Annotated in this window: 18 protein-coding genes; 5 read left to right on the top strand and 13 right to left on the bottom strand. The window is 57.6% G+C overall.

Features of this window, described 5'->3' with window-relative positions; translation table 11 throughout:
• The 13 genes from A3714_RS14025 to A3714_RS13965 all read right to left on the bottom strand — a co-directional run.
• Positions 1-313, bottom strand: a 313-nt coding sequence (locus A3714_RS14025; RefSeq protein ID WP_197463423.1) for a hypothetical protein, incomplete at its 3' end; no start/stop codon positions are given.
• A 96-nt stretch (positions 314-409) separates the two neighbouring features.
• The gene (locus A3714_RS14020; RefSeq protein WP_063509123.1) at positions 410-955 is read right to left on the bottom strand and encodes an HNH endonuclease; all 546 of its coding nucleotides are present in this window, start codon (positions 953-955) and stop codon (positions 410-412) included.
• Positions 952-1,533, bottom strand: a complete 582-nt coding sequence (locus tag A3714_RS14015; protein ID WP_063509124.1) for a recombination protein NinG — start codon at positions 1,531-1,533, stop codon at positions 952-954. The genes A3714_RS14020 and A3714_RS14015 overlap by 4 nt, the downstream gene beginning before the upstream one ends.
• Positions 1,530-1,664: a hypothetical protein gene (locus A3714_RS18330; protein WP_255361686.1), complete on the bottom strand. Its 135-nt coding sequence runs from the start codon at positions 1,662-1,664 to the stop codon at positions 1,530-1,532. The genes A3714_RS14015 and A3714_RS18330 overlap by 4 nt, the downstream gene beginning before the upstream one ends.
• The gene (locus A3714_RS14010; RefSeq protein WP_063525854.1) at positions 1,661-2,131 is read right to left on the bottom strand and encodes a hypothetical protein; all 471 of its coding nucleotides are present in this window, start codon (positions 2,129-2,131) and stop codon (positions 1,661-1,663) included. Before A3714_RS14010 ends, A3714_RS18330 begins: the two co-directional genes overlap by 4 nt.
• Entirely contained in the window at positions 2,128-2,319 is a 192-nt protein-coding gene (locus A3714_RS14005) for a hypothetical protein (RefSeq protein ID WP_063508843.1), read from the bottom strand. The genes A3714_RS14010 and A3714_RS14005 overlap by 4 nt, the downstream gene beginning before the upstream one ends.
• Positions 2,316-2,576, bottom strand: a complete 261-nt coding sequence (locus A3714_RS14000) for a winged helix-turn-helix domain-containing protein (protein ID WP_063508842.1) — start codon at positions 2,574-2,576, stop codon at positions 2,316-2,318. Before A3714_RS14000 ends, A3714_RS14005 begins: the two co-directional genes overlap by 4 nt.
• Complete coding sequence (locus A3714_RS13995) at positions 2,573-2,839, bottom strand: hypothetical protein (protein ID WP_063508841.1); 267 nt, start codon at positions 2,837-2,839, stop codon at positions 2,573-2,575. Before A3714_RS13995 ends, A3714_RS14000 begins: the two co-directional genes overlap by 4 nt.
• Positions 2,836-3,015: a hypothetical protein gene (locus A3714_RS13990; protein WP_063508840.1), complete on the bottom strand. Its 180-nt coding sequence runs from the start codon at positions 3,013-3,015 to the stop codon at positions 2,836-2,838. The genes A3714_RS13995 and A3714_RS13990 overlap by 4 nt, the downstream gene beginning before the upstream one ends.
• Positions 3,012-4,280: a DnaB-like helicase C-terminal domain-containing protein gene (locus A3714_RS13985; RefSeq protein WP_156493044.1), complete on the bottom strand. Its 1,269-nt coding sequence runs from the start codon at positions 4,278-4,280 to the stop codon at positions 3,012-3,014. The genes A3714_RS13990 and A3714_RS13985 overlap by 4 nt, the downstream gene beginning before the upstream one ends.
• Positions 4,273-5,034, bottom strand: coding sequence for a hypothetical protein (locus tag A3714_RS13980; protein ID WP_063508838.1), 762 nt, complete (start codon positions 5,032-5,034; stop codon positions 4,273-4,275). Before A3714_RS13980 ends, A3714_RS13985 begins: the two co-directional genes overlap by 8 nt.
• A 192-nt stretch (positions 5,035-5,226) precedes the next feature.
• On the bottom strand, positions 5,227-5,820 hold the full coding sequence (locus tag A3714_RS13975) for a hypothetical protein (protein ID WP_063508837.1): 594 nt from the start codon (positions 5,818-5,820) through the stop codon (positions 5,227-5,229).
• Between the two features lie 516 nt (positions 5,821-6,336).
• A complete protein-coding gene (locus A3714_RS13965; protein ID WP_063508835.1) occupies positions 6,337-6,558 on the bottom strand; it encodes a helix-turn-helix transcriptional regulator in 222 nt (73 codons plus the stop codon).
• A gap of 69 nt (positions 6,559-6,627) precedes the next feature.
• Here A3714_RS13965 and A3714_RS13960 point away from each other — a divergent pair, with 69 nt between their 5' ends.
• From A3714_RS13960 to A3714_RS18290, 5 genes are all read left to right on the top strand, one after another.
• Positions 6,628-7,350: a LexA family transcriptional regulator gene (locus tag A3714_RS13960; RefSeq protein WP_063508834.1), complete on the top strand. Its 723-nt coding sequence runs from the start codon at positions 6,628-6,630 to the stop codon at positions 7,348-7,350.
• 170 nt (positions 7,351-7,520) lie between these two features.
• The gene (locus tag A3714_RS13955; protein WP_063508833.1) at positions 7,521-7,835 is read left to right on the top strand and encodes a hypothetical protein; all 315 of its coding nucleotides are present in this window, start codon (positions 7,521-7,523) and stop codon (positions 7,833-7,835) included.
• 3 nt (positions 7,836-7,838) lie between these two features.
• Entirely contained in the window at positions 7,839-8,117 is a 279-nt protein-coding gene (locus A3714_RS13950; protein WP_063508832.1) for a hypothetical protein, read from the top strand.
• Complete coding sequence (locus tag A3714_RS13945; RefSeq protein ID WP_063508831.1) at positions 8,114-8,317, top strand: hypothetical protein; 204 nt, start codon at positions 8,114-8,116, stop codon at positions 8,315-8,317. Before A3714_RS13950 ends, A3714_RS13945 begins: the two co-directional genes overlap by 4 nt.
• 17 nt (positions 8,318-8,334) lie before the next feature.
• On the top strand, positions 8,335-8,596 hold a 262-nt coding region (locus A3714_RS18290; protein ID WP_231867864.1), incomplete at its 3' end, for a hypothetical protein.

Raw genomic sequence — 8,596 nt, 5'->3', positions numbered from 1 at the left:
AGGGCCGACCATCAAGAGGGCATGGAAGCACCACCCTATGGAAGGTGTCGCCGGTCAGGGAATTGAACCAGCGCACCTTGCGGCGACCTGAGCGGCGCTCTTCGTGATACCAGCCATGCAGCACCAGGCTGAACGCCCGCGACCATGGATGGTCATGCAGGCCACGGTCTGGATCGCTTCCCACAAACCGATGCAGGTAAAACCGCCAACCCAGAATGGTGAACAGGTAATAGCGCTCCAGATAGGGCACCGAGCCATCGCTGATGATTCGTGCCGGCAGCCGTCCGGCCAGCCAATACAAAAGCTTGTTCATGACTTCTCCTTTTCGAGTTCCCGCTTCATTTTCGTGAATGCCAGCTTGATCTCGATGAGATCCTGGATTGTGTATTTCTTCGCGTCGTGCGGGGGATCACAACAGAAAGCCCCGCTTCTTCATAAACTCCACAGGGTCTTGATCTTTTTTGCTTATGTTGCAGAACGGGCACAAAACCTGAATATTCTCCCGGCCATTAGCTCCCCCGGATGCAAGCGGCACAATGTGATCAACATGATATTTGCCGTTTAGCTTATTCCTGCAAGCTGCGCACCGACCCTTTTGCAAGGAAAGAAGCGTGCGAATATCTTGGGCAGAGTAATGAGAATCTGAGCCAGCTTTTGCTGATCGGCGCTTGGCTTCGTTGGCGCGCCTTTTTAAAGGATTCTTCTGGGCCCACTCCTTAGCCTGATTTATCTGAATCACCCTATTATCTCTGTAGTGTTCAACCCTATAGGCAGATATGCGCTCCTTGTTCTGCTGCCTATACTTTCTCTTATACTCCAGCTTTCTCGCCCTGATAGACTGGTAATATTCTTGATAGCAGTCTCGGCAAGATGAATACAGGCCGTCCTTCTTCGTCGAGTCTTTGTTGAACTCCTCATGACGCTTTTCGAGACCGCATTTAGTGCAAATTTTCATGCACCCTCCTTTTTGAGTCGCCTTAGCTCGGCTCTGTAGTGAGCTTTGATTTTCTTCAAATCTTCTATCGTGTATTTCTTTGGAGCATGCTTTCCTTCCAGCCAGCCCACGGCCTCCTGCCCGATGCGCTCAATCAGGTTGATGCGGTAATCCACCACCCTGCCGGACATGTCCCGGTTACAGCGTTTACACTGCCGGTGCGCGTTCAGGGGCTCGAATCGCAGTTCCGGGCTGGCGCCTACTGACCGGTAGTGGCCACAGTCCCATGTACCACCTACGGCCTGCGCCCGGACCTCACCGTCATTGCGCCCGCAACTGATGCAGGGCCGGCCCTGGTCCCGCTCCCGGATGTAGGCGTTGAATGCCTTCTGTGCGTCCCGCATGTGGTCAGAGCGCGTCTTGAGGCGCCGCTTTGCCTCCCGGTTTTCCTTGCGGCGCTCTGCCGCCCGTTTATTGGCCTTCAAGGATGGGCCGGCCGCTTTGGCGCACGGGATGGAGCACACCAGTTGCGACGCCACCACCGGCTTGAACCACTCCCGGCACGCTTTGCACTTGCGGCGGCTCGCTTTTAGCGTCACAGCACCCCCAGCGCAGCCAACTGCAGAACGATTGCCAGACCTCCAAGTGTGGCGCATACCCAGTCACGCACCTCAAGGGCCAGAAGGGTGCCGAACACCGTTGCCACAAGGACAAGAATTGCCATGGTCATTGGTTTGACTCCCGATATTCGTCATAGACGGCCTGGGCCTTCTCGCTCCACTGGACGCCCAAGTCCGAACCCTCTGCGTACAGGTATTCCATAAACTGCGATGCCTCACCCTTACGGAAATCCTTCGTACTGGGCCGCACATAGACCGCGCACTGGTTTTTCCAGTCCCATGTGGTTTCGCCAGGGTTAGCCAGTGGCGTTCCTTGCGCCTCCATTTCCAGAGCAAACTGATTGACCAGAACGGCCTTGACCGCATCCTCAGAACTGGCCCGGAAGCACTGCAGTTGAATGTCGCGGATCAAGGCGTGGTATTTCTTTTCCTGCTCCCTGGTCTTGCTGACCTCTCGAACAGCCAGCTCTAGCAAGTCACGCCCCTTCCGAAACTGCTCAGCCAGCAAGCCTTCGAGATGATCCAGGGCGCGTTTGAAGTTGTCCTCGCGCAGCCGGTAAACCTTCTCTCTGCTCATGCGCACCCCCGGTACTTTGGCGTACAGATAACCAGCGCCTGACGCTTCCCAGCCTCAGACTGGGGCACGACGCGCCACCGGTATTCCTCTCCGCTACCGGCGCGAACAATGACGTGGGCCTTTTCGGTGGTGTTTGTCAGCCACTCCAGCTCTTCCACAGCCGCCTCCTGGTCGGTGAATACGGTCATAACGCCCCCGACAAATACCGCGCCACGGCGCTCTGCTCATGCTGCGCCACCAGATCCGCCACGTTATTCGGCGCCTGACCCGGCAGGCACCAGCGGGAAAAGCGGCCCTCGCCTATCAGCTCCACCAAGCCCTTGTCGCGCATGTTCACCAGGACGTACTGAGCCTTTTTCGGCGGTATTCCTGTGCATCGGGAGATTTCGCCCCGGCTCATTGGCCCGTCTTGCAGCAGGGTGAGGATTCGGTCTGTGTGGGTCATGCCGCCCTCCCCGCTTTCCGCGTCATAGCCGCCCGCTGGTTGCCGCTCAGGCGGTACTCAATGTTCAAGGTGGCCGTTACCGGGCAGATGCTCCGGCGGGCACGGGTGATGTGCTTCAGGTCTTCCAGCTCGCGCAATCGGCGGCACAGGGTCTGCACCATCAGGCCAGTGTCGCGGGCAATGACGTTGCGAGTGGCGCCAAACTGGCACCGGTACAGGTACTGCCGGATTCTTTCGCGTTGGGTTGCTGCGTTGTGTTTCATTGCGCCAACTCCACTCTGCATGTAATTGAAACGCCGCTTCCGAGTTCGAAGCGGCCATCTTCTTTGCAGCTCACGAAGACATCCGCCTTTGTGAAATTTTCGCCAATGTCCATAAGGGCCACCGGCACGAAGAAGCTGGCCAGCGCAATAGATAAGAAAAAGGCAAAGTCCCTCATACCGCCTCCCGCGCCACGTTGAGCACTCGCTGATTGGCGCCTGACCAGTACGTCCGAACATTGCCGGTCGGGCCGTGCCGGTTCTTCTCGATAAGCACTTCCAGAATTCCTTTGTCCTGGCTGTCCGGGTTGTAAACTTCATCCCGGTACAGGCACATGATCTGGTCGGCTTCCTTCTCGATTTCGGAGCTGTCGGACATGTCGCCCATGCCGGGGCGCTTGTTGCTGCGCTTGTCCACGTCGCGGCTCACCTGAGCCAGCGCCACCACCGGAATATCCAGTTCTCTGGCCAGCTCTTTCATCTGGCGCACCACCTCGCCCACCTGCTCGTGGCGCTTGGCTCTCGGGTCCGTGGACTTGATGCGCTGGATATAATCGACGTACAGGGCGCGGATGCCATGCATGTGCTTCCACTTCCGGGCCTGCCGCACCACTTCCATGATGGAAATGCCGGACCGGTCGTTGATCTGGATTCCCACATCGGTGTACCGGGAAATGGTCTTGGGCAGCACGTCCCACTCAATCGCCGTCAGTTGTCCGGCGCGCAGCTTGCCAAGGCCGACACCGGAACCGATGGCCAGGGTTCGCATACCCACCTGCTCGTGGGGCTGCTCGCTGCTGATAATCCCGACCGGATGCCCAGCGTTCAGTGCCAGATTCAGCAGGAATGCGGTTTTGCCCATGGCAGGCCGGCCACCCACGACGATCAGGTCAGACGGGTGCAGGCCGCCCAGGTTGTGGTCCAGATCCGCCAGCCCGGTGGGGATGGTGTTCACTTCGCCTTTGCGGGCTTGCTCCATCAGGTCCACGGCGGCGCGCAGCGATTCCTTCATCGTGTATTCGTAGTTTTTCGCCGTGGCGGTCACCTCCATCAGGGCGCCCATCAGCGTGTCGATGGCCTCCATGCCCTTGCTGGGGATTTCCTGCAAGGCTTGCTGGCAGGCCTCCGTGGCGGCGAGCTTCTGGCGCACCTTGCGCAGCTCCTTGGCGTAGGCGCCCACCCCGGCAGCGCTGGGAGTGTTCCGCAGGCGCTCTGACAGGTACTTCGTCCAGTCGCGCCCCCCGGTGTTTTCCTTGAGCCAGGAACAAACCGTCATCAGCTCAACCGGTCCGGCCATGTCCACGTTCTGGATGGCTTGCCAGACGGTCTTGGCGTTCGGGGTAACGAAATCCCCCACGGTCAGGTCCAGGCTGGACAGAACGGAGTTGTTCAGCAGCACAGCGCCGATGATGGCGTCTTCCGCTTGCATCGCTTGATCAATCAAGGGTCAGCTCCCGTGGCCGTGCCGGGCCGCCAGTTGGTTGCTGTCCCCGTGGTGCGAAGTCAGGAGACTTTCCGAGCCATGTGCGGAACGCTGCCTGCCAGTCTGCCTGCCGTCGGTCGTTGGCCAGGGCGTGATTGATAAACTTCGGCAATTCGTTATTCAGCGAAACACCGAGCTTCAAAGCCAAAGCCTTGCAGGACTCGTTGGGAGTAAAGTTTTCAGAGATTGGGGTTGCAGGTTTCTTTCGTCCCCCCTTGGGGGATTCAGGGGGACTACCCTCCTTTCCCTTCCCTTCCCTTCCATTCCCTTCCGGGGGTGAACCCTCGCCGTCTGTTCGCTCATTGTTCGCCGAACACTTGCCGTTCTCTCCTTGTTCGTTCTCTGAATCCTGCTTACGGCGACGCTTCGGATTTTCGGGAACTTTTCCGTTTGGTAACGGGAACTTATAGCTGGGTTGGTCAATTTTCTGGTGCTTGGTGAAACCGGTTATCATCAGGAACTGTTCGCTATCAACGTCATAGCGACGGATCAAACCGGCATCCTCCAGCTCTTGCAGAAACCCGCCAATTTCCGAAGCGTCGAACGCGTCCCCAGGGAAAACCTGCATCTTGATCCGCATGGGCTTAGCTGGGTGAACGCCGTTGTCGTCCGCGAAATTCATCAGGCCGATGAACATCAGGCGAGCGTTCGGCGAACATTCAACGATCTGCTCACTGGTCCAAAATTCTGGCTTGATAGTGCGAATACGGGCCATTACTGCAAACCCTCTTTGATGTGCTTTAACCAGCAGTTTCTGGTCCGGGTGCAAGGCTTTTCCGCCATGCGCTTTGCGGCCTGTCTGGCCAGCCGCTTGTGTCTCTGGCTTTTCGTTTCGTGCTTTGGCATGATTACCTCGTGCTTCACATGAAAGCCCCGGTTGTCGCCTACCAAGCGCCGGGGCTTTTCTTTATCGGTTAACTGCTTCCAATTTGCTTGGGGCACGTGCCCCACCTTCCAGCTTCTCGATCTGCCCCCGGATCACTCCGCGCACTGCCTGGATGCTGTCACCCTCGTTCGCATAAGCGCGATCAATGACCTTCAGTTGCTCGATTGAAAGCTTGTCCAAGCCGTGGAACACCACGTCATTACGGATTCGGTCGGTGATGTTGTCGGCCCGTGCATTGGCCTCCCACGCGCAGAACTCAGCCTCAGCCATCTGGCGGGCTGTTCGGCTTGGAAAGATGGTTGCCACGGCGGCGGACTGATACGGCTCAGGAAGGGCCGGAATGAACGCCTCAAGCGCAAAATCGAAGTGCAGCGGGGATTCCCGGCAGAACATTTTGCGGATGCGCTCACAGGCCTGCTTTTCGTTGTGCGTGGGAATGTTCGGGCTCAGGTGGTACTCGGCCCAGGCCTTGGCAATTTCGATGGCCAGACGGCTCTGGCAAAAATCCCGGTCACGACCAATGGCATCCCAGATGGCGCCCAGCTTCTCAGTGGCCGTGCCGTGCTTCTGGATGCTCTGGGGTATCTCCCCCATTACTTTGCTGATTGCGTCCATCTAATCTGGCTCCATGGATGACTTACTTGCTGAAATTCAGCCTGTTTTGTGCGCTGTGCTACTCTTTGCGATACCGGGGCTGCTAACCCCGGCTGTCGCCAATAGCACGGCGGCTAAAGGGCACCCCCGGAAAGGGAGAGAAGACGGAAGGAAACTTCGCGACGCCGGCGTTACGGGCGTCCAACCGTCTGAACTCTCCCCTTCGGGGCTGTCCGAGGGCGATTGCGGCGGTGCCGCTCTACGCCCCAGCTGGACCCGCCATCCTAGGCAGGCGACCAGCGAGCGCCCCGCAAGGCGCTATACAAATCAGGTCTTCCATGACCTGGCCGGCCAGGTCGCGACCATGGGGAATAGCCATGAAATCGCGTCTGACCATCGAGGTACGGATCGATGTGGCAAAGGTGATTACTGCGATCTCGGGATTGCTGCTCACCTTGCACTTCATCTGTTCGCACCTCTAAAGACCTGCCCGGTAGCCGCAAACTGCCGGGCAGGCACTCAATTCATTGCCCGGCTTCAGGCGGCGGATTCCTTCTTTTGCGGAGGAAATACATCCTCAAGAGAGCAATCAGCACCAAGCTCATTCAGGGCATCAACGATCTGCCGAGCCACTTGTAGGCCGGGCTCTCGGTTTCCTGTTTCGTAGTTGCTGAGACGGGACTGGCGCCAATCAAGGTGCGCGCACAGGTCAACCTGCTTTATGCGCGCCTCTTCTCTGATTTGCTGGATGTTGTTCATTGCTTCCTCCGGGGTAGTGCGCCCATTTTAAACACGTTATGTGTTAGCTATCAACACGGAAAGTGAAGGATGCACATTACAAACTGTGATATTTATCCGGACATGAGTAATCTGGGTAAGAGAATCAAGCAATTCCGGGAGCGAAAGCAGTGGTCGCAGGCCGATCTTGCGCGCGCTTGTGGATGGGAATCACAGTCCCGAATAGGCAATTATGAAGCGGGCTCTCGAGAGCCGCCGCTGGATGTTTTGCGCCTTATAGCTCGCAAGCTGGGCGTCTCGCTGATGGAGTTGCTGGATGAGGAGCAGATGCCCGCCAAAGTATACGAGTTTCCATATCCCTATTCGGCAGATGCCGACACGGCGGACAAGGCCGTCATAAAGCGCTTTGATGTTGCGGGCAGCATGGGCCTTGGAAAGCTGGTTAACCAGTTCCCTGATGTAATAGACACCATGCGGGTTAGCAAGGAGTGGCTTAGCCGTAATGTGATCTACTCCAGCCTGGACAACCTAGCGCTGATAACCGGCCTGGGTGACAGCATGGAGGGCACTTTCAGCGATGGCGATGTATTGCTGGTGGATCGCGGCGTAACAGAAGTGAAGCTGGATGCAGTCTATGTATTGTCCCTGCACGATGAGCTTTACATTAAGCGCCTCCAGCGCCGTCCAGACGGTGCGCTCCTGATGATTTCTGACAACGATAAGTATCCGCCCTATGTCATCGATAACGGTGACAGGCACGCCTTTAAGGTTGAGGGGCGAGTGTTGCTGACCTGGAACGCGCGCAAGCTGTAGCCTGAAAAACCACCAATAGAGCCCGCCATGAGCGGGTTTTTTTATGCCTCCATTTCGGTCATTTTGAGCCGACTTTGTCTTTTTGCTCAAACTAAACACATTTCGTGTTGACCGTATAAACACGTTATGTGATTATGATCCCACGCTAAACGAACAGCCCGGAGCCAGACATGAACTCAGCCCTCAGAAACCAGCAAGCCATGGCCAGCGCGCAAGCGGCGTATGACAACGCGCAGCCGGTGGACGATCTGGATTTCCTGGACGACGACAAAACCGACTTCGACCGGGAAGAGGAAGAGGCGCTGGCCGAAACCGGAGCTGGCCGGGTTATCGAACCGGAACAGCTGTGGGCAGCCCTTCGCCGCAAGCCTGAATTCCGGGCCGTTCTGGACACCGTAATCACCGAAATGATGGACGACGAGCGTTACCAGCAGGCCCGCGACGAGCGCATGAAGCTGGACGCACAACAACGGATGGAGCCGTAAGCCATGAGAGACCTTACTACTATCGAGAAAATGACGAAAACCGCTGTGCTCGAAGCCATGGCGATATGCCAACCGAGCGCTGCCCGCGACGCGGGCCAGCCAATCGAGATGCAGTGGCGCGGCAGATGGCTGCTGGCTATCGACCTGTGTGGCGCTGGGCACCCGGTCACGCTGGCCTGCTACCGGGGCCAAACGCTGATCTCGGCGGCAATCAACCATCGCTACGGGTTGCCAACTCCGATGCCCATAAAATCCATGCTCTACCCGTCGGAGGCCGCATGAGATACGGAAACATTGTTCTCGGTTCCGCCGTTGCGATGGCTCTCGTTGCCATCCTGTGCATGGCCGGGGAAATGGACTACCAGGACGCCAAGCTGGAAGAGCAGCACACCTGCTGGATGGTGCAGGAAGGTAAATGGCCAGCCGTACAGGCTGAAGGATTTGATTGCCCGGCTATGCCGAGGCACATCGCACAACACTAAAGATCAGGGAGAAAACCGTGACCGTAATCATCAAGACGACCGAAGAGCTGCTGGCCAAGCGGGACGCAGATGGCGTAATTCGCATTGAAGACGATCTGCGCATTGAGTGCGATGTGCCATTTAGTGTTGGCAGGCAGATCGCCGGCCTGTACGTGGGCGGCAATCTGGACGTGGGCGGCTATCTGGACGTGGGCGGCTATCTGGACGTGGGCGGCTATCTGGACGTGGGCGGCTATCTGGACGTGGGCGGCTATCTGGACGTGGGCGGCTATCTGGGCG

It is taken from the genome of Alcanivorax sp. HI0007, from assembly GCF_001635525.1.
Classification (GTDB): domain Bacteria; phylum Pseudomonadota; class Gammaproteobacteria; order Pseudomonadales; family Alcanivoracaceae; genus Alcanivorax.
This window is presented reverse-complemented; position numbering and strand designations above follow the sequence as displayed.

Excerpts from the sequence above, each read along its gene's own strand:
- A3714_RS14020 (WP_063509123.1), bottom strand. The coding sequence starts at position 955 with ATGAAAATTTGCACTAAATGCGGTCTCGAAAAGCGTCATGAGGAGTTC.
- A3714_RS18330 (WP_255361686.1), bottom strand. The coding sequence starts at position 1,664 with ATGACCATGGCAATTCTTGTCCTTGTGGCAACGGTGTTCGGCACCCTT.
- A3714_RS14010 (WP_063525854.1), bottom strand. The coding sequence starts at position 2,131 with ATGAGCAGAGAGAAGGTTTACCGGCTGCGCGAGGACAACTTCAAACGC.
- A3714_RS14005 (WP_063508843.1), bottom strand. The coding sequence starts at position 2,319 with ATGACCGTATTCACCGACCAGGAGGCGGCTGTGGAAGAGCTGGAGTGG.
- A3714_RS14000 (WP_063508842.1), bottom strand. The coding sequence starts at position 2,576 with ATGACCCACACAGACCGAATCCTCACCCTGCTGCAAGACGGGCCAATG.
- A3714_RS13995 (WP_063508841.1), bottom strand. The coding sequence starts at position 2,839 with ATGAAACACAACGCAGCAACCCAACGCGAAAGAATCCGGCAGTACCTG.
- A3714_RS13990 (WP_063508840.1), bottom strand. The coding sequence starts at position 3,015 with ATGAGGGACTTTGCCTTTTTCTTATCTATTGCGCTGGCCAGCTTCTTC.
- A3714_RS13980 (WP_063508838.1), bottom strand. The coding sequence starts at position 5,034 with ATGGCCCGTATTCGCACTATCAAGCCAGAATTTTGGACCAGTGAGCAG.
- A3714_RS13975 (WP_063508837.1), bottom strand. The coding sequence starts at position 5,820 with ATGGACGCAATCAGCAAAGTAATGGGGGAGATACCCCAGAGCATCCAG.
- A3714_RS13965 (WP_063508835.1), bottom strand. The coding sequence starts at position 6,558 with ATGAACAACATCCAGCAAATCAGAGAAGAGGCGCGCATAAAGCAGGTT.
- A3714_RS13960 (WP_063508834.1), top strand. The coding sequence starts at position 6,628 with ATGCACATTACAAACTGTGATATTTATCCGGACATGAGTAATCTGGGT.
- A3714_RS13955 (WP_063508833.1), top strand. The coding sequence starts at position 7,521 with ATGAACTCAGCCCTCAGAAACCAGCAAGCCATGGCCAGCGCGCAAGCG.
- A3714_RS13950 (WP_063508832.1), top strand. The coding sequence starts at position 7,839 with ATGAGAGACCTTACTACTATCGAGAAAATGACGAAAACCGCTGTGCTC.
- A3714_RS13945 (WP_063508831.1), top strand. The coding sequence starts at position 8,114 with ATGAGATACGGAAACATTGTTCTCGGTTCCGCCGTTGCGATGGCTCTC.